The organism is Vreelandella rituensis, assembly GCF_003336665.1.
Classification (GTDB): Bacteria; Pseudomonadota; Gammaproteobacteria; order Pseudomonadales; family Halomonadaceae; genus Vreelandella; species Vreelandella rituensis.
Genome location: NZ_QPIJ01000026.1, coordinates 18,152 through 43,130 on the forward strand (window position 1 = coordinate 18,152; position 24,979 = coordinate 43,130).

Consider the following 24,979-nt stretch of genomic DNA (forward strand, 5'->3'; position numbering starts at 1 on the left):
CTCGGCCCGGTCATATTCTGGTGGCCCTGGTAGAAGGCGAAGTGATCATGAAATACGCCTGGGCACTGCGTTGCAGCGACCCGAAAGTCTTGCAGAAACATTTTTTCGTGGTAATCGAAGCGTTACACCAGGCGTTGGAACGAGCTGCCGCACGTCGTATAAGCCATATATGCCGCATAAACAGCTCAGGTATAAACCGATGCTTTGGCGGCGGCATCGAGTTGCTGAGCGGTCTGATCGACACCGCGCAGCCACAGCAGCAGCACCGCTCCCAAGGCGACAAAACCGGCTGCCAGCCACAACCCCAGCCCATAATGGCCGGTACGTTCGGCAATCATGCCCGTCAATGCCGGGGCAATGATCTGAGCCGCCCCGTAGGCCAGTGTCATTTGACCCATCAGTCGCGCCGGGCTGGAAGGATAAAGCCTCCCCGCCATGGTCAGCACCAGGCTCACACAGCCCAGGAAGGTACCCCCGTAAAGCACCGCACTCAGCAGCACGCCAAAAAGGCTTGTGGTGAGCGCCGGCAACAGAATGCCCACCACTTGAATCAGCATGGCAAGCACCAAGGCACCCAAGTAACCAATTCGCCGCGCGATCAAGTCCCAGAGCATGACCGCAGGCGCCGCCGCCAAGCCTACCAACGCAAAGACCCAGTTGCCGGTGCCCACCAACGATGGTTCACGCTCCACAATGGTGACAATGAAGGTGGCACTTATCACGTAGCCGTAACCTGCACAGAAGTAGGCGGCCATCATCAAGCGCATGAAAGTGGACGTAGGCGGTGAGTCCTGGCTGGTCTTGTGTTGCGCGGAAGCGGCGCTGACCGGTTCGGGGCGCGGCAACCAGCGCCATGCCGGTATCAGTAACACCACGGCCAGCGCGGCAAATCCCCACCACTGCGCTTGCCAATCAAGCGACAGCTGCACCATGGCTTCAACCGCCAAAGCGGCGACGACGATACCCACCCCGACCCCGGCAAAATGTACACCCAGTTCACCGCGCTGCTGATGACGAATCAACCAGTGCAATATCAACCCGGAAGCCAGCAGCATCGAAGCGGTGCTCGAAAGCCCGGCAAAAAAACGCAACCCCGCCCATACCCAGAAATGCTCGGTCAACGCCATTCCAGCCGTGGTGATCACCGCCAGTATCAAGCCTGCCCGGTAAAGCGTATCTTTCAATTGAATGTTGCGGATGGAGGCGGCAATCACCGCCCCCAACATGTAACCGGAGTAATTGAGCGCCGCCAGCCAGCCACCATCGGCATCCCCAATCCAGGTTTGCTGCTGCATAACCGGCAAGAGCGGTGTGTAGGCAAAACGCGCCACGCCAATACACAGAATCTGACTGAAGATGCCCGCCAGCAATACCTTGAAACGTCGAGAATGAATATCCAACGCCACCATTTTGCCTCTCCTTGAATGCTTTGTGCTTATTATATTCACTATTGATGAACTACCACGCCTAAGCGGCTGCGCCGTTAGACGTGGCTTCACTCGCTCGTTGGCGAGCTTCCAATGTCAACGGGTGATCAATGTGCGTAATTGACATGGGCGTGTCCACAACGCCCTTACCGGCTTTGAGATAGGCGTTGACCCACGCATCACCGATTACTTTTCGCATGATATTCGCGCTACCGTTCACATCAGCATTGATAAGCCGACCTTGGGAGGCACGGTAGAGACCTCGTTTTACTCGCCGTCCACTCAACCGGTATTTTTCCATCCGTCCTTTTTCATAGGCAGGAATCGCATCCAGATATCCAGATCAAGCGCGCTGGCTTTGCTGGTGTATGACTCCTCGATGAGCGTCACGGCAATGCCCATCTCGTCCGCCTTGTAGCGGATCATCTCGATCAGCTTGGCGTGCGGGATGGTGGCGAACGTCTGATTGTTTACCTTTCCGGTATTAACGTTCTGCTTCCAGCCAGGATTGCGGCCGATAATGATGTGGTCCGTTCGAGTGCGAAGACACTCGCTGACAATCCAGTGACTGACTTTATGGAAGTAATCATGCAGGGCGCAATAGCGCTTTCTGACCTTGGATGGAATGTGCTTCTGTTTGCCTTTCTTGGCGAGCCCGGCCTTATTCTTGTTGTACATGGCATTGATCGACTTGATTACCTTGCCCTTGATCAGAACAGGACGATAGTCCGGCTGATTGGAGACGAGAGCTACAAGGTTGTCGATACCGATATCAATGGAAAATGCACGACGCATGTCAAGTAAGGTGGTCGGTGGCGGTAACCTCCTTTTAATAGCCGACTTCAATGCAGAACGATTTGCCCAGTGGAACGATTCGGATGTCCGTGACAATCGCCTTGTCCGCCTTTTCGTTGAACGGTTGATGCTGACAAACCGTGGTCTTGACCGGCTGGAAGCCAACTGTCCTGGCACCGCTCAAGTGGATCATGCCGTCGACTATTTTATAGCCATTGCGATTGACGACATAGGTGCGTGCGCCCTTCGAGTAACCGGGGATTCTCGGACACGCCTGGTACTTGTGAGGGTTGATCTTGAAATCGTCTTTCGCCGCGAGCCAGCTCTTCCAGGCGTCGCCGACTATCTGCGTTATCCGCTGAGCACCGGCGGAGGGGAGTAGCTGATAGACGTCCTTGTGCTCTTTCTTCAGCAGCTTGTCGGCCTGGCTGGCACTGATCGGTGCCTCGGCGAACAGCGCCTGACGCATGTAATAGAGCGTGGCGTTAGCCACTTTTCTCGCGGCCGAACAATACCGATGGCAGGCCAGGTAGTTGGCGTGACCAGGGCGGATCATGATGCGTTCGACGCGACGGACAGGCATGGATTGGCCCACTGTGACAATTGAACTAACATTAGCGGCAAATAATATTAGTGTCAATATCAACGACTACGTTAAGATCGCAACTACATTGTGTTTTTAATCTAAAGCGTCATTTAGTGTTAGTGAGCGCTTATCGGCGAGAGGTGATTACATCGGCGATCATGGATGACCTGGAAATACACATCCGCCGCGTTTGCGAGATGTCCGACGTGGGTGTGCTGGAATTTTCGGGTGAAACGGATCATGTCCATATCCTGCTGGCGCTTCACCCCTCCGTCATGCCAGCCAAGCTGGTCAACAGCATCAAGACCTTGACGAGCCGGCGGATCAGGAAAGACCATTGGGAAACAATCAAGACACAGCTCTGGGGCGAGCGCTTCTGGTCCAGGTCGTACTGCGTGCTCAGCGTGGACGATGGTGCGAACACGGAGATCATCAAGCGCTACATCCAGAACCAGACCTGGCCGTCCTGACGGACAGCGCGCTATCCATCCACGCCCAATGCGTGGCTTGGACGTGGAATTCCGCGCAAAATGTTAAAGACAGCGCTTAAAAAGACGTTTTGTGGCCCAGGGCCACGAGCACTTTTCGCACCCGCTCCTCGGTACTCAACGCCGTAGTGTCTTCCAGTCCGCCGAAATCACCGCGTAGCGCCTTCAGTGCATAGCGCTCAAGATCGATTTCCGAGGAGGTTCGAATGCCTCGCTTACGCAGAATCACAATAGGCGGGCACCACCCCTGCAATGCATGTTGCAGTAGAAACCCCGACACAGCGGCGGGTAGCCACAACCAGCGCCGGTAGCCTGCAGCGGCCAACGTGATGCCTATCAGGTTGAGGGTGGACGCATTGGCCTCAAGCGTGCGCTCTATATCCCACTCTTGTTCGAGCTCATAGAGTCTCTGTTCTATTTTATGAGGATTTTCAGCGAAATAGGCTATATTTTCTTCTGTTTTCTGCTGGATTTCCCGATTGACGCTTTCAGCAGTATTACGCTCTACCCGAGACGTCGTGGACGGCAACATGGTGTCCTCCTTATTGATCCATAATGTCGGTGATGTCAGGTTTTTTCTGCCTACCGCTAACTGGCTTGTGCGGAACTTTCCCCGTGTAAATGCGATAGCCATCTCACTATAGAAGGAGATGGCACAACGCGCTCAGCGTGCCCGGTTTCATTTATATGGATTGCGCTTTGGGGCAGGAAAGGTCACATCGAAGCCCCGGGCATCAAGTTGTCGGATATTGCTCGGGCGTCCCTGGTTGTCAAAATCCACCAGTCCGATGCCCGAGCCATTCCACAGGCGCTCGCCGGCTCTTGCCCGATCAGGGTCGCGGGGATGAATTTCCAGGCGTCGGCGTTTTGTGAACCAGTTAAGCGGAGACCAGGGGGCGTAAAGCCAGCGATTGAGCCGATCAAACCAATCAAGCAGTGTCTTCGGGAAGGCATTCTTGATGCCACTGGAGGTAATCTGCCAAAGCCGGGGCCCCTTCTCGCGCAAACGACGAAGGTAAATGTCATAGACAAAGGAATAATGCACGTCCCCGGAAAGGACCACATAGTTACCCGGGGTACGGCCGTGGCGAAAGATGTTGAGCATCACATTTGCAGCGCCGCGATGCGCCATCCAGTTTTCGGCATCCACCAGCAGCGGCTTTCCAGCCAAGGTAAACATCTTCTGGATAGTTTCGATCAACTTGACCCCGAACATGGGGGCCGGCGACACAATGATCACCGAGGGCGCATCCAGCATGGCATGTTGCAATTCCGTCAGAGACTCCCAGTCCATCAATCCTGAAGGATGCCCCAGGTTGCTTTCACTGCGCCAACGACGGGTGCGAGTGTCGAGCACCAGCAACAACGGCGTCCCCGGCACCTGGTAATCCCAGCCCTGGAAATCCAGCAGTCGCTGGATATGCTCGTCATGCGCCAGCGCAGGCAGCCAGCCCTGTTCGTCCTTGGCTTGCTCCAGCAAGGTAGCCAGGTTGTTTATCGGTTCAGCAAGTCGATCCGGGTCGTTACCCCACCCTTGACAGAGCAGATAGCCCATTAAAGCGTTACCGATAATCCGTTTCGAAAAAGGATGGCCATAGGCTGCATTTTCCCAGTCCGGTGTAAGATTCCAATCATCGGTAACATCATGATCATCAAATATCATCAGGGTCGGCAAATGCGCCAGTAGCCGAGCGCAGGCAGGCAAGCCTTCCACGAAGCGCTCGATAATTGCCCGTTCCCGTTTGAATAACCCGAGATCGTTTTCATTCAATGGTGGCTCCGCCAGGTTGATCAGTCGCCAGGGCGTTGGCGACCACACAAGCAGATACATGGCGATGACCTCGGCGAAGGTGATCAAGTGATTCTGGGCGTTCGCCGAGGTAAAGACGGGCTTGCGCACTCCGCCGAAGAACCGTTCACGCAGGGCCGTGCTGCTCTCGACATCGGGCAGCAACGCTTCGCGGCGGTAATAGGTCGCAGCAGCGCTATACAGCGCCTGGCTATCAGCAACCGTGGCGCCGGCCAAAGGTTCGTCGAATAGTTCCAAACGGTGAATTAGTGCATGAATGGCAGCCAGCATGGGGCCTGCCACATCATCAGCGTAGACTTGGTCGCCACTCATCAATAGCCAAGCGGGCCATTCGCTTGGCGTGTCGCATCGCTCGGCCAACCAGCTATCGGCTCTGACCAGGCCATCCGGGCCATCGTAATGCGGCTTGCGGCAAGAGCCGTGCAATAAGCGATGATGTTGCTCTGCAATCACGAAGCCAGGGTAACCAGCACCTTGTTGGAGTAAATGAGGCGCCCAGCCGGCAATACCGGTTTCGCCCTCGGCATGGATGATTTTAAGGTCATAATCAATACGGACCCCGGTAGGCAAGGGAGTCGCCAGGCTGACATCGATCAGATGCAACCAGGCATGGCGACCAAGCGGTATGCGCCTGAGCCGCTCGGCCTTGAGATTCAACCGACGCGGGGGCTTTCCCGCAGGTTGCAACAACAAACTAAGCTCAAGAGCACATGAGCCCACCAACCAGATCAGCAGGCGTTTTGGCGTGATGCGTCTTAATAAGGGACCCGCTAAAACATCGGGCAGCGGTTCATGAAAGGAATCGAAATCGGTAGATGTCATTTACGACCTGTACTATTAATGTCTGTCATGGCGGCTCACGGCGACGCGGCAAACACCTAGGCTAACAACCGGCCTTGGCACTGGAGCAGAGCTTATCAGCGAGACAGCATCAGGTCCTCTTTCAATTAAGTTGACATCACCCCACAGATGTGAGAATCTTACTGCCAGTTGGTTAGCAAGTAGTGAATATTGACAGTTGTAGTCGATTCTTTCGGTGGTCTGGTCATATCCCCTTGTTCTACCCGCTACACTTCGGGGCAACACCCGGCAACTTGTATTATAGCGCTAAGCGCAAAGGAATCATCACATGGCAACTGGCACAGTTAAGTGGTTTAACGACGCTAAAGGTTTCGGCTTTATTACTCCTGCTGACGGCGGCGACGATCTGTTCGCTCACTTCTCAGAAATTCAAGCTGAAGGCTTCAAATCCTTGCAAGACGGTCAAAACGTCTCTTTTGACGTGACCCAAGGCAAGAAAGGCCTCCAAGCTTCAAATATCCAGCTCGCCTAACTATCCCTTAGTTACGAGCTTCGAGCCGAAAGGCTTCGAAAAACCAGGTCCGCTTATGCGGGCCTGGTTTTTTTTATGCCTGTTTACCAACCTTGCTTGCCAAAACAACCGTAACCGCTCAAACGGCATGCAACGCATTCAAGTCTCCCCAGCACCCATTGCAATCTGGCAAACTGAACACATAGTCATTAATACATGGTTATCAACACACGGTTACCAATACATAGCTATCAATACATAGTTACCAACATCCCGTCTCCCTGAACCAACGAAAAGAGTAAACCCCATGAGCGAAGTGAAAAAGCCCTGGACTCAACCGATGCCGAAGCAACAGTTCAGTCTGATGCGCAGCATTCTGGATGCCCCAAGCCCGGTTGGCCTGGAAGGCGCCATGACTTACGGCGTGCTCAAACCCTATTTCGAGACCTTCGCACCCAAGGACTGGCACATGCACCAGTACAAGGGAAGCGCCGGCGTGGTACTGGACACTCATCCCGGTCGCGACGACCTGTTCAAAGTGATGCTCATCGGCCATGCGGACAAGATTCGCATGCAGGTGCGCAGCATCGGTGACGACGGCAAGATCTGGATCAACACCGATTCTTTTCTGCCGACCGTGCTTATCGGCCACGAGGTCAAGCTATTCAGCGAAGACCCGGAACAACCCGGCAGTTACCGGGTGATCGAAGGCGGTACGGTGGAGGCCCTGGGCGCCATTCACTTTGCCGACCCGTCGGTTCGCGCGGGAGATAAAGGGATCAAGAAAGAACAGATCTACCTGGATCTGCAGATTCATGGAGAGAACAAGAAACAGCAGATATTGAATCTCGGCGTTCGCCCGGGTGACTCCATCATTCTGGACCGCCCCATCCGCCCCGGCTTCAGCCCCGACACTTTCTATGGCGCCTATCTGGATAACGGCCTGGGGTGCTTTGTCACTACCGAAGTGGCACGCCTAATCGCCGAGGCAGGCGGCACGCAACAGGTACGCGTGCTCTTCGCCGTCGCAAGCTATGAGGAGATCGGCCGGTTCGGCAGCCGAGTGCTGGCCGGTGAACTCAGGCCGGATGTGGTGATAGGGGTGGACGTGAACCACGATTACGTGGCGGCGCCCGGCATCGGTGACAAGCGCATGCAACCGCTGGAAATGGGCAAAGGCTTCACCATGGCGGTGGGTGCTATCGCCAGTGAACAATTGAACCGGATCATCGAGACCACCGCCAAGAAGCACGACATCCCCATGCAGCGCGACATGGTGGGTCCGGATACCGGTACCGATGGCATGGCCGGCGTATTGGCCGCAGTGGATTGCGCCGCCACCTCCATTGGCTTCCCGATCCGCAATATGCATACCATCTCGGAAACCGGCAATACGCAGGACGTGCTGGCAGCCGTGCATGCGCTGACATATACCCTACAGGCCTTGGATGCCCTGCCTGATCTTCAGCGTGAATTTCTCGACAACCACCCACGCCTGGACCAAGCCGGAACCTTGCAACACCAGGGGTCGGCCAAGCCGGAAAAAGACGAAGTGGATACAGCGGAGACGAAACCGCCCAGCGCCTAAAGTACTTGCCGAGCGATGGCATCATCGTTCAGAGCGGGTCAGCACCCAATGAAAAGGCGCGCATACTTATTCTGCGCGCCTTTTGTAGGACTCGGCTGAGCCTTCAAGGTACTATGGAACAAAGTACTATGGAACAAGGCACTACGGAACATAGGTGTCACTCATTGGTATCTCGGGACTCGGCCTGTGGCCCATTCCCCTCCCGCAGATTGGGACCTGGATTCTGACTTTCGCGCCCTGGTTCAGAATTCCAGCTTTCGGTCTCTTGCCTCATCCCTTCCCGAGAGTCTTCCAGCTGAGCCTCGGCTTCGTCTTGAATATCGGGGCCTGGGTTGCGGCTTTCACGCCCTGGCTCAGAATTCCAGCTTTCGGCGTCTTGCCTCATCCCTTCCCGAGATTTTTCCAGCTGTGCCTCGGCTTCGCCTTGAATATCGGGGCCTGGGTTGCGGCTTTCACGCCCTGGCTCATGGTCCCAGCTTTCGGCGTCTTGCCTCATCCCTTCCCGAGAGTCTTGCTGTTCTTGATGACTGTAATCACCTTGGCTGTCCTGCTGCGCAAGGACGGGCGTAGCGCCGGCGAGCGCTGCGGTCATCGCCGCTGGGATAAATATCGTCCTGAACACAATGTCCTCCTTCTAGCTTTTCAAGCTAAGCGACTGAATTAGTTTAAAACTCGTACTTTCTTCACAGCCATTGATACAGAAGCCACATAAATCATATTAGACGATAATCGATCATCGCAGCCGATAGCCCACACCGGTCAACGTCTCGACCCGCCCAGACTGGCCGCCAAGCTTGCGGCGCAAGGTGCGCACAACGGCATCGACCACGTTGCTGCCTCCCTGATAACTGGTGCCCCAGACATGCTGCAAAAGCTCACTGCGGGACACGGCCTTACCCTGGCGCTCCACCAGGTAGCGCATGACGCCAAACTCCAGCGGCGTGAGGGCAACGGCACCCTCTGCCAACCTCAGCTGTCGGGCTTCGACATCCAACAAGGCAGGGGCACGCTTTATTCCCAGTTCTGCTGCTGCAAGCTCCGCCAACCAGCCATCCACGGATGCTGGCCCGAAATCGAGCACCGCACTCGAATAGCTGAGACCATCCAGCTCTACTTCCCGCCCGGCAAGCACTTCAAACCCCAGGCACTGCGCCACCTGGCTGTAGGCGCCAAGATCGGTAGCCGCAAGATAGACCCGCCGCAGCCCAGGGCGCAGCTCCATGTAGCTACGCTTAAGATCCAGCCAGACAGCCGCCTGTATTTCACTGGGTGAATCGCCTTCATTGAGGCTCAGCCAGCGGCGGCAAAACAGCGCCACCTCCCCCGGCCGCAGGGGTTTCTGTTCAAGATGCGAGTACCACTGGGCGGTCACCGGGTCACTAAGCAACCAAGTGGGTTCAATCCGGTCGGAACGCAGCTTGCAGTACAGACCTTCAACCTGCCCCGTCTGCCCTCGCACAATGGAAAAAGCCTGCGGCAAGCGCCGCCACCATTGCAGCAGCAACTCACTGGCCTGACTTCCATCATGAGCGCGAACAATGCCGGCAAGGGCCTCAGTATCTTGGGGATGTGCCACTTCCACCGTGTGAAGCACCGTACCGGTCGGGAAAAAAGCCTCCCGCACCACAGGGTTTTCAATTAGATAGAGCATGTCCGCGGTGTAGCGCCAGAGATCGTCACTGGCGGCGGACTGCGCCTCGACAACCAGCTGTCGCCAGGCTGACCGGCGGTAGTTCAGATAACGGCTGGGGTCGCTTGCATGCAAGGAACGGGCGAGCGAATCACGAACGGCCTCGTGGATAATCAGTCCATCATGCACGCCATCCACGAATGGCAACCTGCGTAGCCGCTCGTAGGCATCTTGAGGGGCAAGTTCTGGAAACAGTGCCTGCAACAGGGAAACGGTGACCCGACGCAGCACCACAGCTCCCTGCAGCACGCGCCGGCTCACCGGGTCATCCACATCGGCAAGAAACATACGGCTCAGTTCATCGACCGCATGCTGCAACACTGTCTCTTGCGGCCAGGACCGAACGTTATTTTCCCGACTGGCAGCCGCCGCTAGCTTCAGTGTCAGCGGATGGCCATGGGTGGCCCGGGCAAGGAATGCCGCATCCTCGTCTTGCATACCATGCACGCTCAGGAGCGCTTTTGCCTCCGATTGGCTCAGGGGCTCTAACGGCACGCATTGAACTAATCGCCCCCAGTCCGGCGCCGAAAACCAGGCATCCAAGGGACGTTGGCGACTGAAAAAAAGTATCCGAACGTTATCCGGCAACAGCGCGACAAATATCTGCCGTAACCAGGTATCGAGCAGCCTAAACACTTCATAGCTGTCCAGGGCGAGAAGCACCAAGGAGCCCAGCCGACCCAGTCGCTCCACGAGCGTATCCATGTCCGGATCCCCACCGCCAATGGCGCCTTCCAGCGCCTGAAGAAACCCCGTCTCTGTCGGCTCTATGTGGCGGCAATCCAGCCGGATGACGGTAGCGCCTGCGTCTCTCGCCTCGGCCGCCAGGATGTGCAGCAGTGCCGTCTTGCCGATGCCGGCAATACCATAGACATGCACCACCTGCGGCCCCGCTGTCGCAAACACGCCGCGCAGGGCATCGAGTTCACTAGTGCGACCAACGAAAGCCTGATGTACCCGGCTGGCCGTCAACTCCGACATCCTTTGCCACATGGCTGGTTTCTCTTTGTGTTCAGGCCCGGCTGATGCCTGAGTTCAGCATAGCCCAAACACCCTCTGAGACAGTCACTGCGCTCTGGGCAAGGAACTTACATCAGAACTGCAGCCCGAGCGCGAAGCCGCCAATCATGTAACAGAAGCCTGTGATCAAGACGATCCCGATGACGTTGAGGACGATGCCACCACGCGCCATCTGGGCGATGCTGACCGCGCCGGTGCCGAAGACGATGGCATTCGGGGGAGTGCCGACCGGCAGCATGAAGGCACAGGTTGCGGCGAAAGCCGCCGGGATAAGTAGAGTCATCGGGTCGGCACCGATGCCCACCGCCACGCCCCCGAGCACGGGGATGAAGGTCGCGGCCGTCGCCGTATTGCTAGTGATCTCCGTGAGGAAGAGGATGAGCGTTGCCACGGCGGCTACCACCAGCAGGATTGGCAGCACCTCCAGCCCGGTCATCTGCTGGCCGAACCAGCTGTCCAGGCCGGTTCCCGCGACCGCGCCGGCAAGGCTCAGGCCACCGCCGAACAGCAGCAATACACCCCAGGGCAACCCATCCTCGGCGTCCTGCCACGTCAGCACCATCTCGCCCCGGCCTCTCCCGGGCAGGATGAACATCGCGATGCCGGCAGCGATGGCGATGGCGGTGTCGTTGAGGTCGCCAAGCGGCCCCAATATATCACCCACCCCGGGGAGGGTAGCGAGCAGTCCAGGCACGACCCACAGAAACGCCGCCGAGCCGAAGACGATCATCACCATCTTCTCGCCCTGACTGAGGTTGCCGAGCTTGTCGATCTCGCCGTCGATCATTTCCTTGCCACCGGGAATATCCGCGATGTCGAACCGATAAAGCACGCGGGTCATCAGCACCCAACCCACCAAGATGAAGGTGAAAGCCAGCGGCACACCGAGCATCATCCATTCGAGAAAGCCGATGCTACGGCCTAGCTCGTCAGCGGCGTAGCCGGCGACGATGGCGTTCGGCGGGCTACCCAGCAAGGTGCCGAGGCCACCCATGCTCGCCGACCAGGCGATCGCCAGCAGCAGGCAGACACCGAACCGTTTGATGTTGTCGTCATGGATGAAGTCAACGTGGCCGGCCCGGTGATGGTCGTCGGGGTTGGCCGTCGTTTCTACGGTCTCACCGCTGCGCTCCGCCACCAGACGAAGCACGGACAGCCCGATCGGCAGCATCATCAGTGTCGTTGCGGTGTTCGAAACCCACATGGAGAGAAAGCCCGTGGCGAGCATCATGCCGAGCACGATTCGCTTCGGCTCGACCCCGACCCGGGCAAGCGTCAAGAGCGCAATGCGCCGATGGAGATTCCATTTCTCCATCGCGATGGCGATCAAGAAACCGCCGAGGAACAGAAACACAATGGAGCTTGCGTAAGGCGCCGTGGACTCACCAACGGTCCGTGCCGTCAGCATGGGTATCAGCACGATCGGTAAAAGGGCCGTCGCCGAAAGCGGGATCGCCTCGGTCATCCACCAGACCGCCATCAGAGTGGCGATCGTCGCCACCCAGCGCGCATCCGACGACAGGTCCTCGGCGAACCCCATGGCGGTCCAGACCAGCAGCGCCATGATCAACCCGAAGGCGCGCAGACCCCACGTCATTTTCGCGGAACGCCCACTGGGTCCCTGCTCCTCGGAAAAATCTTCGTATTCCCCTTGCTGGCGAGGTCCATTGGCCATTGTGACGTCCTCCCCCACTGCTTACGTTCTCATGCATACGTTTAACGGCTGAGGCTGACTGGCTAGCCGCATGGCGTGGCGGCATCAGCCGCTCTATGGAATATCGCTTTACCATAGCCCAACAACAGCTAGACGACCCATTTACTTAGATGACCCATTTACTGGTTTCATTGATCGGCGGGCAGGCGCTGCCGAGGGCGCTCATCCACCGGCCACATGACGTGGGCGTAGGGGGAGTCCGGCCACATCACATAGGGTCCGTTTGCGTCAGGCGTTGTGGGCAGCCCTTCCAACAGCGCCGGGTCAGGCACGATGAGCATGACATGGGGACCTTCAACCACCCACTGATTATCCGCGGTGGGCGTGCTTGCCGCAGGGTCGATATTGCTGGCACCGCCGTCGAGGGAGTCTCCTGCCAGCATGTAGGATGTGCCAATCTCCGATACAGGCGGAGCCTCTTCTCCGTTCATGAAGGCCTGCATCCATTTCATGAACTGCTCATCGTGGCACATGGGACCACCAAACCCCGGCGGCCCCGGCAGGCAGGTGTATGCACCACTGCCCTCACGGACCACGTTGCCGTCAAGGTCGATCACTGTCGCTGTCCGTGCGACCTGGGGCGGAGCAGCACTGAGAGCCTCCTCAATGATGGCGCGAGTTTCGGCCTCACTGCGCTCCGACGCTGTGCCCAGGACAGGGGCAGACAGGCCCAAGCTGCCAATGATAACGGTGGAAATGATGGCGCCGCTGAACCGGCTCGGATGATTGCTCTTGGCTCGTATTGTCAGCATGACTGTTCTCCTTGGGCTGATGCTCAGACTGACGTGACCACCGCTGGTCGCGCGGCCTTGTGCCGGACAAGTTCCGGCACAGCTCACTTATAGCGCCAGGCCCGCTTTGCGGAGTGAAAAAGTAATGAGAATTTCGTGAGAATTCAGCGTGGTCTCAAACGATCGTCAAGCGACATCAGAAAGTACCCTCCTGGCGACCTGCTCGATGGTGGCTGGTATCGGGCTTGATCAGTCTGGCGGGCGGATGCCGGGAAGGGCCACAGGATCAGACAGACGGCACAGGCACCCAAGTGCTAGCTAAGATTCTTTATATAAAACATGATCTTGTGGACGCCATCTCCACAAAAGTTTACTCAAAGGCACTTGGCCATATTCTACATTTCACGCTTTTTAATCTGATATTTAATTCTTTTTTATAAGATCCTTCAGTCTTTTTTTTCAGACCAACTAAACTATAATTAATTTCAGCGTTTGTGCATCGGAGAACAACAGACGCAACAGTTCTATTCAAAGCAATTGGAAACAATAAAACGGTTAGTCAAGACGTCATGAAAAAACTTAAAGAAACGTTGCACTCATAGGCGCTATTGCCGAGCAAGGCATTTCTCATTCTGTTGCACAACGACAGTGTGAGCGCTGGGGGACATTGATGATCGCTCATAATTACATTCTTATCGTACTGCGAACCCTGCAGGAACCGATCGAAGATAAGTACCATGACGCCTTGAAACGGCATGGGTACCACCTTGAGACCGTGGCACCCGGGCAGGACTTCCTCCCATTGCTCAAGGACAGGCCGCCCATCGCCGCCTGCTTCCAGTACGACTATCCGGATCTCGACGGCCTTTAAGACGCATATCAAATTTATTTTGGTTCGGCGTACCTTTACGTCCCTGGAATACGCTTCACAATTCCGGCGGTTGTCGCGACAGCGCGCGGATCTCATCGCGCAAGGCGCTCACTTCATCACGGACCGCGGTCAGCTGTTTGGCCCCTGCCACTTCGGCATCGTTATCGTCGGCGTCGCGGCCGACAAAGAAGGTGGCAAGCGCCGCTGTCACGTAGCCGAAAACTCCGAAGGCGTACAGCGCCAGAAAGACGCACAGCACACGCCCCTCGGCCGTCTTCGGCCAGTACTCCGAGCCCATCGTTGCCATGATCATGGCAGTCCACCACAGCGCCTCGCCGTAGCTGTCCAGGCCGCCGGGCACCTCGTTCTCGAATGCGTACATTCCGGCCGCGCCGGCGAATGTGACCAGCAAGGTGAGGGCAATCACATACCCGAAGCCCCGTCGGCTCAAGCTCGCGCCCAGTGCCTTCATCCCGCGGTTCAGCGAACTGACGACGCGGACCAGACGCAACCCCCGCCCCGCCCTGGCCAGGCGGAGCAGCCGAAACACTCGGTAGACGCGGAAGATCCGCAGCGCGGGGAGCAACAGGGCAATGGCGGTCAGCCAGTTACTCTTGAGATAAACGACCTTGTCCGGGGCCAGGACCAGTTTCACAGCGAAATCGATAATGAAGACGACCCAGATAGTCGTGCCGAGAAAATAAAACAGCTGGCTCTCGCCCCGAACCAGCTCCATTATCAATAGCACCAGCCACACGAACGCGAGAACTAGCATCGGCGTTTCCAACCAGCCCTCCAAACGCTGGAGCAGCTCGTATCGCTCTCGCTTCAGCTCCTCCGTGTCCGTGGATTTCGCGTCTGGATTCTTGTTCGTTCCGTCGTCGCTCATCGAATGTCCCCACTTTTGAACCATCCCGGAAGACCTTCTGCCATCGGCTCCAGCGCTTCGTTAGCCAATCCCAAAGTTGACACGGAGGCTCGCCGCCCCATCCGAGAGCAGCAGCCAAGCTAGCGCCCCAGTGTTGACTACGACCGCCGTCCAGAAGATGGACTGGAACGGCTGCTTCCTGGTTTTATGGCGAAACACGCGCTGCGCAACCAAAGCACCCGGCCATCCTCCGATTAAGTCCGTGATATGAAGGGTCTTCTCTGCAATGCGCCAAGCCCCACGCCTCGCCGCCGACTTATCCAACGCGTACATGACGAAGGATACAGCACTCATCAAAGCGTAGAAGCCGACGACCGTCAAAGGCGCGATTCCGACAATCACGCAGTGGAGCAAGGCAGCAAAGAAAGCGGCCAACTGCGGGGAAACGCACCGATATGCACAAAAATCCGCGAACCACCAGCTGATGGCGTTATAAAACCGAAGCCCTGCTCGCCGTTCCCAGTGGTCACCTTGCCTTGTTGTCGCATCATCGTTTTGCGCGGGAAACCCGGTTGCTTTAGCGCCGGGAGGGATAGCGCGTCGTGCGCAGCACGACTCGGGGCTCCCTGTCCGCGCCTCCTTTAGTGTTGGATGGTGGGTAGTGGGTGGTAGCCGTAGCCATCACCGCGTTGCAGCAGGGTGCAGTGGCGCCAGGAGATACCCTGGACCGCGCCCTGTTCGGTCTGAATATTGAAACTGCCGGTCTTGCGAATCGCCACGCGCCCCGTGTGGCTGCCGGTCTTCTTGCCGGCCGGGACAATCGCCCTGACCCTATCGCCGGTCTGAAAGCCCTTCACTTGCTTTTGGCGCATCAGGTAGCCACGCGGAAAGCCGAACTTGTCGAGCCGGGTGCGCTGATAACTGCCGCGCCCCATGGCCTTGATGACCTGGGTGGGTACCCGCCAGCCTTTCAGGGTGTCGAACTTGCCGACGCAGGCCGCATCCAGCGCATGGGTTTTGGGAATGCCCAGGCGCTGACGGTTGTACTGGGTGCGACCGCCACTGCCCACGACGACCGGCAGGCCGGTGGTTTTCAGGGAACCATACAACGCCCAGCGGGTGGCGTTGACGGCAGTGGCATCCCGCAGCGGTAATTTGAGCTGGCGCTGGACGCGCTCAAGGCGGACGTCTGCCGACAAGCCATTGGCTTTGAGGCGTTTCTTGAGTCCCTTGTTGGTGGCAAAGAAATCAGCAAGCCACTGGCTGTCCTTGGCCTGGTTGCAGTCGTGACAGGCGATGGTCAGGTTGGCCACCCGGCTAGAGCCGTTCCGAGACTTCGCTACCACATGCTCGATCTCCAGGGGCGTATCACCGGTACCGCAGTAGGCGCACTCTCTACCCCATTTTTCGAGCAGGTATTCACGCACCTCATAGCCCAGGAGCGTGTCTTGTTGATACTCAATGCCGGAAATCTCGGGGTGTTCCATCTTCTGCAGATCGAAACGCACCAGCTCCATGCTCAGGTGAGTCACCGGCGCCCAGCGGCACAGCTTGCCCACCCAGGCCATGGTGGTATCGACTCGGTGTTGCAGGCTGGGTGGTAGCCAGCCCTTCTTGCGCGTGCGGTTATCAAAACGCGGCTGACGATAACGCAGATTCTTGCTGCGACGCCGACGCCGAAAACCGGCACGCTGCTCTAAGGCTTGGCGAATCTGAAAGCCCCGATGCACCAACTGAAACAGGCAAAGCACATGGCGAATTGCCGGGGCTTGCTCGTCCGTTGCATTTTCTTCCAGACGCATCAGCGCGAGGCCGGTTTCCTTGCTGCCCGGATCAATGCCCAGCAACGTCAGCTGCAAGGCGCAGTCACTCAGGCAGCGATCACGCAGGCGGATCACGAAAGGCGTCAGGTTCACCACCACCGCCCGACCACGCTCCAGCAATAGCCGTGCGCGTTTTTCGCTACATGGCATCAACGGCTGCTTGTTCTTTCCCAATACGAACACCGCCATGCGATCTCCTTCTTAAATAGAACCCTTACGGGCCTGGTGACGCAGGTCTTCCAACCTGTCTCCCCTCGGGAATGTCTGCAACCGGCTCCTACCTTGCGGTAGCGACCAGAACCTTCGGCGCTTCACCTTTCGCCAGCATGATCCTGATCTTCCAGAGCGCCGAACTGAGCGAAGCATTCGGCGGTGGGTCTTGACGACCTATTGCAAACGTAGCGGGTTGGCTACCGCTTTCCCTGGTCAACCGGGCTTGCTTTCACAAGCCTCGTCCTTTAGGGCGAGGTAGTTGACATAGTCCTTCTCTGGCAAACGCCCATGTAAATGGCGCAGCGTTAGCGACGTCCAAAGTATGGGCTAGCGAAACAACAGACACAAAAAAGCCCGCTCATGGCGGGCTTTTTCGGGATGTTCTGGCGGAGGGGGAGGGATTCGAACCCTCGAAGCCTTGCGGCTTACACACTTTCCAGGCGTGCTCCTTCGACCACTCGGACACCCCTCCGCATTTTTCGCTCCGTTTTTGAGCACTTGGCTTTCTCAACGGAACGGCGCATATCCTAACGGCTAAGGTACGAAATGACAAGCCTTTTCTGGCTTATACCGGGGGTTGAGGCAAGACGGCATAATTGCCGGACGCTTCCAGACAAAGGGTTTCACCGCAGTAAAGTTGCTGGGTAAGCTGAATGCGCCCTTTACCGCGCTCATGCAACCGCTGTTGGAGTTGCTGTGGGCCGTCAGCCTCGCTTGGACGGCAGCGCAGGCGGTAATCCTGGGTCACCGGTGCCAGGAAACGTTGCGAGGCTTCAGCGACCACTACATCCCGGACCAAGCCGTTTTCACGCAGCCATAATGTGATCCAGCACCAGCCAAGCAAGGTCGTCTGGGCGGTAAATGCGCCGCCGAAACCCGTGCCCTTGTCGTTGAGGTTCGGGGTCAACGCCAGCTGCCACTCAAGCCAATCATCTTGTTGCTGCATCGCTTGAATGCCCAGCTGCGAGACCATGGGAATCGCCTCATTCAGCCAGCGCTGGAAGGCTTCCAGGTCTTCCGGGGCTTGAGGGGTAGGCAGCGCCAAGCGTGGGTGAGGAATGCCGGGTTGGCGAGCAGTCACTGTCATGTTTAGTCCCAACGTTCAACGAAGTCACTGATCTGATGGGTGGGTACCGGCTTGTGCCGCCCCCCGAGCGTGCCCAGATAAATGAAGGCCACCACCTCGTCGTCTTCTTCCAGCCCCAGACCCTTACGCACCGTGGTGTCGAAGGCATATTTGCCACTGCGCCACATGGCGCCCAGGCCCAATGCATGGGTAGCCAGCAGAATGCCGTGAGCGGCGCAGCCAGCGGAAATCACCTGCTCGACCTTGGGCACCTTGGGAATATCCGGCGTCACCTTGGCGATGACCGCGATCACCATAGGGGCACGCAGGGGCTTTTTGCGCGCCGAGTTCAAGAGCGTGTCACTGGCATGCGGGTCTTCATGGAACTCGGCTTCGGCAAACAGCTCACCCAGGCGCTCGAGCCCTTCGCCGCTGAATTCTATGAACCGCCAAGGCCGCAGTTCCTTGTGATCTGGCGCGCGTAGCGCTGCGCGATAGATGGCCTCCAATTGCTCAGGCGACGGCGCCGGTGCTCTCAACTTGCCCATGGAACTGCGCTCATGCAGCAGCGTTATCGCATCCATCTTGCCTCCAGCTTCAAAAAGGTGATCGCGGTGTGACTTTTAATGCACCGATTCACTGTCTCGCCAAGCGTAGCGGTTCGGGCGGCCGTTCGCCGGGCGTCCCCCGCCATGGGCTGATATCCAGCCCGCCACGGCGTACGTAACGCGCCATTACCAAAAGTCGCTCAGGCGTCGCTCGAGCCATCAGGTCACAGAATATATGCTCGACACAGTGCTCATGAAAATCCTGATGCTGGCGGTAACCGATGAGATAACGCAGCAACCCTTCGCGGTCGAGCTTGGGGCCGCGATAGCGGATCAACACACTTCCCCAGTCGGGCTGGCCGGTTACCGGGCAGTTGGACTTGAGCAGATGCGAATAAAGCGTTTCTTCGACAATGGCGTCGCCTACCTGTAAATGCTCGGCGCTGGGCGTGTAGTCGCTGACCGCGATATCCAGTTCATCCAGGCACTCCCCCGGCAGCTTGCGCGGTGTCAGCGTCTCGTCGTCCACATCCACTAGCTCTACCTTTACCGGGGCGCGAGCGGCCACGCCAAGATCCTGCTCCAACATCTTGATGACCGCATTCTGGCTTTCGAAGCAGGTCTGATTGAAGCTGTTAAGGTAGAGCTTCCAGGATTTTGACTCGATCAGGTTGGGCGAGTCGGCCGGCAACCGGAAACGTGCCACCGCCACCAGCGGCTTGCCGCGAGCGTTGAGCCAGGACATCTCGAAGGCGTGCCATTCGTCCTCACCCACGAAAGGCAAGGCGCCCTCTTCGATGCCGAGTGGGGCCCGATTGGCAGCCCGCGCGATGGGGTACAGCAAGGCGGGATTATAGTGCTCGGGGTAGGCGGACTCACGGCCTAAAGGAGCATTCGCCAGTGTATCGGGGCGATCCTGTGTCATGTTCAACTCCTGATGCCTTTGCCGCGTTCCAACATCCACAAGGCCACGCCGAACAGCACCACAATGAAAGCAAAGATAGCCGTCAGCGCCCAACCCACGGGAATATCCGAGACGCCCAAAAAGCCGTAGCGAAAGACGTTGACCATGTAAAGGATGGGATTGAGCATCGATACGCCCTGCCAGAAATCCGGCAGCATGGAGATCGAGTAGAAAACCCCGCCCAGGTACGTCAATGGCGTCAAGATAAAGGTCGGCACGATGGAAATATCATCGAATTTATCAGCCAGCAACGCATTGATGAAGCCACCGATTGAAAAAAGCGCGGAAGTCAGCACCACTACCAGCACGGTCAGCCAGGCATGCTCGACACTCAGCCGGGTGAAAAACAGCGAGACCAGGGTAACGATCAGCCCCACGCCCAAGCCACGCGACATGCCGCCGAACACGAATCCCATCAAGATGGTCCAGTTGGGCATCGGCGAGACCATCATTTCTTCGATCGAGCGTTGAAACTTGTTGGAAAAGAACGACGAGGCCACATTGGAATAGCTATTGGTGATCACCGCCATCATGATCAGGCCGGGAACGATGAAATCCATGTAGCTGAAGCCGTCCATCTCGCCAATGCGCGAACCGATCAGGTTGCCGAAGATAATGAAGTACATGGTCATGGTGATGGAAGGCGGAAGCAGCGTTTGCGGCCAGATGCGGGTAAAGCGCTTGATCTCCTTGAGCACCAGCGTCCACAGAGCGATCAGTGTCTGACTGGCATTCATGAGCGCACCTCCGTGTTCTGACCGCCTTTCACCATCGACACAAACATCTCCTCCAGGCGGTTACTGCGGTTACGCATCGAAATTACCTGTATGCCCTCTTCACTGAGCACCTTGAAAACATCATTCAAACGCTGGCCACGATCGATCACGACAGCCAGTTGAGTGGGCTCCACCTGGCGTATCTCGTAGCCTTCCACCTCCGGCAGTTGCTCGATGGGATGCGCCAGATCCATCAGGAAGGTCTCGGTATTCAGCTCCGCCAACAGTTCCCGCACCCCGGTGTTTCGGATGATATCGCCATTGTTGATGATCGCCACATTGCGACACAGGCTTTCTGCCTCTTCCAGATAGTGCGTGGTGAGAATGATGGTGGTGCCTTCCTCACGATTGATACGACGCATGTACTCCCACATGCTGCGGCGCAGTTCGATATCCACCCCGGCAGTCGGCTCGTCCAGAATCAACAGCTTAGGGCGATGCATCAAGGCGCGAGCAATCATCAGACGGCGTTTCATGCCACCAGAAAGCATCCGGGCGCTACCGTGACGCTTGTCCCACAAGCTCAAATCCTTGAGCAACTGCTCGGCACGCGGCAAGGCTTCAGCACGTGACATGCCATAGTAACCCGCCTGAGCGAGCACGATGTCTTCGACCTTCTCGAACTGGTTGAAGTTGAATTCCTGCGGCACCACGCCAAGATGGTATTTGGCCTTGGCAAAGTCCTTGTCGATATCGATACCGAAGATGGTCACCCGGCCAGCGGTTTTCTGCACCAGTGAGCAAACCACCCCCAGCGTGGTCGATTTACCCGCGCCATTGGGCCCCAGTAGCGCAAAGAAATCGCCCTGCTCGACATCCAGGTCAATACCTTTGAGCGCGTGAAATCCATTACCGTAGACTTTGGTTAGCCCACGGATGGACAGTGCCGGTTCGGCCATGAACATGTCCTGTCAGCAAAAAAATTATGAGTCGGGTCCCTGAATATCGGGGCATAACAGCCATTTTCAAGTCATGCCCACCATGTGGCCCGAATCGCAAACACGCAAAACGTCCCACCAACCAAGGTCGGCAAGAGAAAAAGAAGGAAAGAATGATTGGATAATACAGGAGGCCTAACGTCAGGTATGGCGCCTGGAGCGGGAAAGGAGATTCGAACTCCCGACCCTCGCCTTGGCAAGGCGATGCTCTACCACTGAGCTATTCCCGCAACGCAAACTGACCGTTCTTTCAAAGCGTACTTATCAAGAGGTACTTATAAGATAAGAAGTGCTTTCAACAACGAGATGGCGTCCCATAGGGGGTTCGAACCCCTGTTACCGCCGTGAAAGGGCGGTGTCCTAGGCCACTAGACGAATGGGACATAATCGAGAAAAAACTGGAGCGGGAAAGGAGATTCGAACTCCCGACCCTCGCCTTGGCAAGGCGATGCTCTACCACTGAGCTATTCCCGCTTCGTTTCTACTGGGTATTGCAGTTTTTCGTAGCCGGTGTGGCGTCCCATAGGGGGTTCGAACCCCTGTTACCGCCGTGAAANCCCATAGGGGGTTCGAACCCCTGTTACCGCCGTGAAAGGGCGGTGTCCTGGACCACTAGACGAATGGGACACATTGGAGCGGGAAAGGAGATTCGAACTCCCGACCCTCGCCTTGGCAAGGCGATGCTCTACCACTGAGCTATTCCCGCATTCCGGTTACCTTGGCGATGCAAGTGGCGTCCCATAGGGGGTTCGAACCCCTGTTACCGCCGTGAAAGGGCGGTGTCCTGGACCACTAGACGAATGGGACACTTGCTTGCCTCGTCGAGGTGGCGCGTATAGTACTCAGCGCTTGATTGACTGTCAAGCATTACGCCACACTGGCGAAGCGATCCAGGATCACGCATGCTAACCCTCAGGCTTACACCGCCCCGCTGTCATGCGCCTTAATGCACGAAGGAGAAACACATGGCCAAGATCAAGAAAACCCCTGAACAGTGGCGTGAGCAACTAACGCCGGAGGCGTATCGCGTCACCCGTGAAAAAGGCACCGAACCGCCCTTCAGTGGCAATCATCGCGTCAGCGACGAAATCGGCATCTACCACTGCGTATGCTGTCATGCACCGCTGTTCGAAAACGAACACAAGTTCGATGCCGGTTGCGGCTGGCCCAGTTTCGACCGTCCTTTGGGCAGTCGCAGCGTGGAAGAACACACCGACACCAGCCATGGCATGCAGCGCACCGAAGTGCTCTGTTCGCATTGTGACGCCCACCTGGGACATGTTTTCCCCGATGGGCCGCCGGAAACCACCGGCCTGCGCTATTGCATCAATGATGTGGCGCTTGAATTTCACCCCGGAGAATGACCAGGCAAATCCCGCAAGCATCGCGGGCGCCATCTGCTAGAATGGCAGCCCGCTTTTTTGTGCTTGCAGGAGAATGCCATGCTCGGTTGGTTCCCGGGACATATGAACAAGGCCCGCCGCCAGATAAAGGAGGCGCTGCCGGAAATCGACGTGGTGATTGAAGTACTGGATGCTCGCCTGCCCTACTCCAGTGCCAACCCCATGCTTGCGGTGTTGACCCGGCACAAGCCCGTGCTGAAGATACTGTCACGGGCGGATCTGGCCGACCCGGTACGCACCCAGGAATGGGTCGATCATTTCGATGCCCAGGACGCCACGCGCGCCCTGGCAGTCACCACCACCAACCTGCGCGAACTCAAGCAGATTCCCAAGCTCTGCCATCAACTTGCCGGGCACATTCGCGCCGACCGCGACGTGCGCGTCATGGTGATGGGTATTCCCAACGTGGGTAAATCCACCTTGATCAACGGCCTGGCCGGCAGAAAGATCGCCAAGACCGGCAACGAGCCCGCGGTGACCAAGCGCCAGCAAAAGGTGCGTATCGACGGACGAGTGGCATTGATCGACACTCCCGGGGTGCTGTGGCCGAAAATCGAGGATCAAGCCAGTGCCTATCGCCTGGCCGCCAGTGGCGCCATCCGCGATACCGCGATCGAATACACCGATGTGGCCATCGTCACCAGCGCGGAATTGGCCAAGCGCTATCCGGAAGCGCTCAAGGCCCGTTTCAAGCTCAAGGAGCTCGCACCCTACGCCCCCATCGAACAGCCCCACGACGTGGACGCAGACGGCCCGCAGAAGCCGGACTTCCTGGCGCTGGCAGGTTTTGACGGCCACGCCATTCTCAAGGAGATTGCCGCTCGGCGCGGTGGCCTGCGTCCCGGCGGTGAAGTCGACTTGCACCGAGGCGCGGAAGTCTTGCTGCACGAGTTGCGTGACGGCAAGCTGGGGCGCTTGACGCTGGAAACGCCGCAGGATATTCCGGAGCCTGCGCCTCCCGAACAAGACAATGCCGAGCCACCCATCGCATAATGCCTTGCGCTACGTTGTGTCGGCCCGCCCTGCCGGGCCGCCCCTGGACCCCTTTGGATACGCTACATGGATACCCCGCAACCTCTCGAATCACAGAAGCTTCGTAAGTCCGATAAACTCGCCAATGTCTGCTACGACATCCGTGGCCCGGTGCTGGATCATGCCAAGCGCCTGGAAGAGGAAGGTCAGCGCATTCTCAAGCTCAACATCGGCAACCCCGCACCGTTCGGCTTCGAAGCGCCGGAAGAAATCCTGCAAGATGTCATGCGCAACCTGGCCACCGCCCAGGGTTACTGTGATTCGAAAGGGCTCTACTCGGCACGCAAGGCGATCATGCAGGAATGCCAGCGCAAGGAAATCCCCGGCGTCGGCGTGGAAGATATCTATATCGGCAATGGCGTATCCGAGCTGATCGTGATGGCCATGCAGGCCCTGCTCAACGACGGCGATGAAGTGCTGATTCCCGCCCCGGATTACCCTTTATGGACCGCTGCGGCGCATCTTTCCGGCGGGCATGCCGTGCATTACCTCTGCGACGAGCAGGCGGGTTGGGCACCCGACATGGCCGATATTCGCGCCAAGGTCACCAGCCATACCCGTGCGATTGTATTGATCAACCCCAACAATCCCACCGGCGCGGTATACCCCCCCTCCGTGGTGCGCGAACTGCTGAACATCGCCCGCGAGCACAACCTGGTGGTGTTTTCCGACGAGATCTACGACAAGATTCTGTATGACGGCGTGGAGCACACCTCGACCGGTGCCCTGGCCGATGACGACCAACTGGTCATCACCATGAACGGCTTGTCGAAAAGCTATCGCTGCGCCGGATTTCGTTCGGGCTGGATGATCATTTCCGGAGATATCGCCAAACAACGTGCCGCCGATTATATCCAGGGACTGACCATGCTGGCCTCGATGCGTCTGTGTGCCAACGTACCGGCTCAACATGCCATCCAGACGGCACTCGGCGGTTACCAGTCGATCAACGACTTGATCTTGCCCGGTGGGCGTTTGCTTGCCCAACGCGACATTACCTTCGAAAAGCTCAATGCAATTCCCGGCGTTTCCTGCGTCAAGCCTCAGGGAGCGCTATATGCCTTCCCGCGGCTCGACCCCAAGGTTTTCAACATTCAGGACGACCAGCAGCTGGTGCTGGACCTGTTGTTGCAAGAGAAGATCCTGCTGGTACAGGGCACCGCCTTCAACTGGCCGGAGCCGGATCATGTGCGCATCGTGACACTCCCCTGGGCCGAACAACTGGGAGACGCCCTGGACCGCTTCGCCAACTTTCTGTCGCGTTATCGGCAATGAGTCAACGCCATGCTCGAACTTGAAACTCGAGCGCAGCGGCC

26 protein-coding genes and 7 tRNA genes are annotated in these 24,979 nt (G+C 57.5%); 8 read left to right on the forward strand and 25 right to left on the reverse strand.

Features of this window, described 5'->3' with window-relative positions:
• Window positions 1-185 precede the first annotated feature (185 nt).
• The 3 genes from DU506_RS11570 to DU506_RS11585 all read right to left on the reverse strand — a co-directional run bounded on the left by DU506_RS11570 (window position 186) and on the right by DU506_RS11585 (window position 2,805).
• Window positions 186-1,409: a YbfB/YjiJ family MFS transporter gene (locus DU506_RS11570; RefSeq protein WP_181870747.1), complete on the reverse strand. Its 1,224-nt coding sequence runs from the start codon at window positions 1,407-1,409 to the stop codon at window positions 186-188.
• Between the two features lie 300 nt (window positions 1,410-1,709).
• Window positions 1,710-2,318: an IS200/IS605 family accessory protein TnpB-related protein gene (locus tag DU506_RS11580; RefSeq protein WP_147273749.1), complete on the reverse strand. Its 609-nt coding sequence runs from the start codon at window positions 2,316-2,318 to the stop codon at window positions 1,710-1,712.
• On the reverse strand, window positions 2,257-2,805 hold the full coding sequence (locus DU506_RS11585) for a hypothetical protein (RefSeq protein WP_114487088.1): 549 nt from the start codon (window positions 2,803-2,805) through the stop codon (window positions 2,257-2,259). The genes DU506_RS11580 and DU506_RS11585 overlap by 62 nt, the downstream gene beginning before the upstream one ends.
• A 50-nt stretch (window positions 2,806-2,855) precedes the next feature.
• Here DU506_RS11585 and tnpA point away from each other — a divergent pair, with 50 nt between their 5' ends.
• Window positions 2,856-3,278: an IS200/IS605 family transposase gene (gene tnpA, locus DU506_RS11590; protein WP_181870748.1), complete on the forward strand. Its 423-nt coding sequence runs from the start codon at window positions 2,856-2,858 to the stop codon at window positions 3,276-3,278.
• Between the two features lie 76 nt (window positions 3,279-3,354).
• Here the strand turns inward: tnpA and DU506_RS11595 are convergent, their stop codons facing one another.
• Together DU506_RS11595 and DU506_RS11600 are read right to left on the reverse strand one after the other, a co-directional pair.
• Window positions 3,355-3,828 (reverse strand): YgaP family membrane protein, encoded by a 474-nt coding sequence (locus tag DU506_RS11595; protein WP_114487090.1) that lies wholly within the window; start codon window positions 3,826-3,828, stop codon window positions 3,355-3,357.
• Between the two features lie 147 nt (window positions 3,829-3,975).
• Complete coding sequence (locus DU506_RS11600) at window positions 3,976-5,928, reverse strand: metallophosphoesterase family protein (protein WP_114487091.1); 1,953 nt, start codon at window positions 5,926-5,928, stop codon at window positions 3,976-3,978.
• 307 nt (window positions 5,929-6,235) lie between these two features.
• Here DU506_RS11600 and DU506_RS11605 point away from each other — a divergent pair, with 307 nt between their 5' ends.
• Both DU506_RS11605 and DU506_RS11610 read left to right on the forward strand, forming a co-directional pair.
• Window positions 6,236-6,439: a cold-shock protein gene (locus DU506_RS11605; RefSeq protein ID WP_114487092.1), complete on the forward strand. Its 204-nt coding sequence runs from the start codon at window positions 6,236-6,238 to the stop codon at window positions 6,437-6,439.
• A gap of 286 nt (window positions 6,440-6,725) precedes the next feature.
• A complete protein-coding gene (locus DU506_RS11610) occupies window positions 6,726-8,006 on the forward strand; it encodes a M20/M25/M40 family metallo-hydrolase (protein WP_114487093.1) in 1,281 nt (426 codons plus the stop codon).
• A gap of 157 nt (window positions 8,007-8,163) precedes the next feature.
• On the opposite strand, the gene DU506_RS11615 is transcribed toward DU506_RS11610, so the two are convergent.
• From DU506_RS11615 to DU506_RS11630, 4 genes are all read right to left on the reverse strand, one after another.
• Window positions 8,164-8,628 carry a hypothetical protein gene (locus DU506_RS11615; RefSeq protein ID WP_114487094.1) on the reverse strand — a complete coding sequence of 155 codons (465 nt, stop codon included), beginning with the start codon at window positions 8,626-8,628 and terminating at the stop codon, window positions 8,164-8,166.
• A gap of 111 nt (window positions 8,629-8,739) precedes the next feature.
• Window positions 8,740-10,677: a winged helix-turn-helix domain-containing protein gene (locus DU506_RS11620; RefSeq protein ID WP_235825546.1), complete on the reverse strand. Its 1,938-nt coding sequence runs from the start codon at window positions 10,675-10,677 to the stop codon at window positions 8,740-8,742.
• A 112-nt stretch (window positions 10,678-10,789) separates the two neighbouring features.
• Entirely contained in the window at window positions 10,790-12,391 is a 1,602-nt protein-coding gene (locus tag DU506_RS11625; RefSeq protein ID WP_235825548.1) for an SLC13 family permease, read from the reverse strand.
• Between the two features lie 167 nt (window positions 12,392-12,558).
• Window positions 12,559-13,182: a hypothetical protein gene (locus tag DU506_RS11630; protein WP_220254355.1), complete on the reverse strand. Its 624-nt coding sequence runs from the start codon at window positions 13,180-13,182 to the stop codon at window positions 12,559-12,561.
• Window positions 13,183-13,831: 649 nt separating this feature from the next.
• Here DU506_RS11630 and DU506_RS11635 point away from each other — a divergent pair.
• Window positions 13,832-14,032: a response regulator gene (locus DU506_RS11635; RefSeq protein WP_114487096.1), complete on the forward strand. Its 201-nt coding sequence runs from the start codon at window positions 13,832-13,834 to the stop codon at window positions 14,030-14,032.
• Window positions 14,033-14,087: 55 nt separating this feature from the next.
• Here DU506_RS11635 and DU506_RS11640 read toward each other — a convergent pair whose 3' ends face one another.
• The 4 genes from DU506_RS11640 to iscB form a co-directional block, all read right to left on the reverse strand.
• Window positions 14,088-14,921, reverse strand: coding sequence for an ion transporter (locus tag DU506_RS11640; RefSeq protein ID WP_114487097.1), 834 nt, complete (start codon window positions 14,919-14,921; stop codon window positions 14,088-14,090).
• Between the two features lie 60 nt (window positions 14,922-14,981).
• Complete coding sequence (locus tag DU506_RS21940; protein ID WP_220254358.1) at window positions 14,982-15,254, reverse strand: DUF1294 domain-containing protein; 273 nt, start codon at window positions 15,252-15,254, stop codon at window positions 14,982-14,984.
• A 44-nt stretch (window positions 15,255-15,298) separates the two neighbouring features.
• Window positions 15,299-15,451, reverse strand: a complete 153-nt coding sequence (locus tag DU506_RS22795; protein ID WP_220254357.1) for a cold shock domain-containing protein — start codon at window positions 15,449-15,451, stop codon at window positions 15,299-15,301.
• A gap of 90 nt (window positions 15,452-15,541) precedes the next feature.
• Window positions 15,542-16,912 (reverse strand): RNA-guided endonuclease IscB, encoded by a 1,371-nt coding sequence (iscB, locus tag DU506_RS11650; RefSeq protein WP_114487098.1) that lies wholly within the window; start codon window positions 16,910-16,912, stop codon window positions 15,542-15,544.
• A 71-nt stretch (window positions 16,913-16,983) separates the two neighbouring features.
• Here iscB and DU506_RS22495 point away from each other — a divergent pair, with 71 nt between their 5' ends.
• Window positions 16,984-17,106 carry a hypothetical protein gene (locus DU506_RS22495; protein ID WP_268877321.1) on the forward strand — a complete coding sequence of 41 codons (123 nt, stop codon included), beginning with the start codon at window positions 16,984-16,986 and terminating at the stop codon, window positions 17,104-17,106.
• A gap of 214 nt (window positions 17,107-17,320) precedes the next feature.
• Here DU506_RS22495 and DU506_RS11655 read toward each other — a convergent pair.
• The 12 genes from DU506_RS11655 to DU506_RS11710 form a co-directional block, all read right to left on the reverse strand.
• A tRNA-Ser gene (locus DU506_RS11655) sits at window positions 17,321-17,408 on the reverse strand.
• A gap of 93 nt (window positions 17,409-17,501) precedes the next feature.
• Window positions 17,502-18,023, reverse strand: a complete 522-nt coding sequence (locus DU506_RS11660; RefSeq protein ID WP_114487099.1) for a YiiD C-terminal domain-containing protein — start codon at window positions 18,021-18,023, stop codon at window positions 17,502-17,504.
• A gap of 2 nt (window positions 18,024-18,025) precedes the next feature.
• On the reverse strand, window positions 18,026-18,586 hold the full coding sequence (locus DU506_RS11665; RefSeq protein ID WP_114487100.1) for a nitroreductase family protein: 561 nt from the start codon (window positions 18,584-18,586) through the stop codon (window positions 18,026-18,028).
• Between the two features lie 52 nt (window positions 18,587-18,638).
• The gene (gene queF / locus DU506_RS11670; protein WP_114487101.1) at window positions 18,639-19,475 is read right to left on the reverse strand and encodes an NADPH-dependent 7-cyano-7-deazaguanine reductase QueF; all 837 of its coding nucleotides are present in this window, start codon (window positions 19,473-19,475) and stop codon (window positions 18,639-18,641) included.
• 2 nt (window positions 19,476-19,477) lie between these two features.
• The gene (locus tag DU506_RS11675) at window positions 19,478-20,251 is read right to left on the reverse strand and encodes an ABC transporter permease (RefSeq protein WP_114487102.1); all 774 of its coding nucleotides are present in this window, start codon (window positions 20,249-20,251) and stop codon (window positions 19,478-19,480) included.
• Window positions 20,248-21,189, reverse strand: a complete 942-nt coding sequence (locus tag DU506_RS11680) for an ABC transporter ATP-binding protein (protein WP_114487103.1) — start codon at window positions 21,187-21,189, stop codon at window positions 20,248-20,250. The genes DU506_RS11675 and DU506_RS11680 overlap by 4 nt, the downstream gene beginning before the upstream one ends.
• Window positions 21,190-21,383: 194 nt before the next feature.
• A tRNA-Gly gene (locus DU506_RS11685) sits at window positions 21,384-21,458 on the reverse strand.
• A 77-nt stretch (window positions 21,459-21,535) separates the two neighbouring features.
• Window positions 21,536-21,611: transfer RNA gene (locus DU506_RS11690), tRNA-Glu, on the reverse strand.
• A 16-nt stretch (window positions 21,612-21,627) separates the two neighbouring features.
• A tRNA-Gly gene (locus DU506_RS11695) sits at window positions 21,628-21,702 on the reverse strand.
• Between the two features lie 39 nt (window positions 21,703-21,741).
• Window positions 21,742-21,855 (reverse strand) — tRNA-OTHER (locus tag DU506_RS11700).
• A 4-nt stretch (window positions 21,856-21,859) separates the two neighbouring features.
• A tRNA-Gly gene (locus DU506_RS11705) sits at window positions 21,860-21,934 on the reverse strand.
• 25 nt (window positions 21,935-21,959) lie between these two features.
• A tRNA-Glu gene (locus DU506_RS11710) sits at window positions 21,960-22,035 on the reverse strand.
• Window positions 22,036-22,193: 158 nt separating this feature from the next.
• Between DU506_RS11710 and msrB the strand changes: the two genes are divergently transcribed.
• The 3 genes from msrB (at window position 22,194) to DU506_RS11725 (ending at window position 24,938) form a co-directional block, all read left to right on the forward strand.
• Window positions 22,194-22,592 carry a peptide-methionine (R)-S-oxide reductase MsrB gene (gene msrB, locus DU506_RS11715; RefSeq protein WP_114487104.1) on the forward strand — a complete coding sequence of 133 codons (399 nt, stop codon included), beginning with the start codon at window positions 22,194-22,196 and terminating at the stop codon, window positions 22,590-22,592.
• 78 nt (window positions 22,593-22,670) lie between these two features.
• The gene (ylqF, locus tag DU506_RS11720; protein WP_114487105.1) at window positions 22,671-23,624 is read left to right on the forward strand and encodes a ribosome biogenesis GTPase YlqF; all 954 of its coding nucleotides are present in this window, start codon (window positions 22,671-22,673) and stop codon (window positions 23,622-23,624) included.
• A 66-nt stretch (window positions 23,625-23,690) separates the two neighbouring features.
• Window positions 23,691-24,938, forward strand: coding sequence for a pyridoxal phosphate-dependent aminotransferase (locus tag DU506_RS11725; protein ID WP_114487106.1), 1,248 nt, complete (start codon window positions 23,691-23,693; stop codon window positions 24,936-24,938).
• Window positions 24,939-24,979 lie beyond the last annotated feature (41 nt).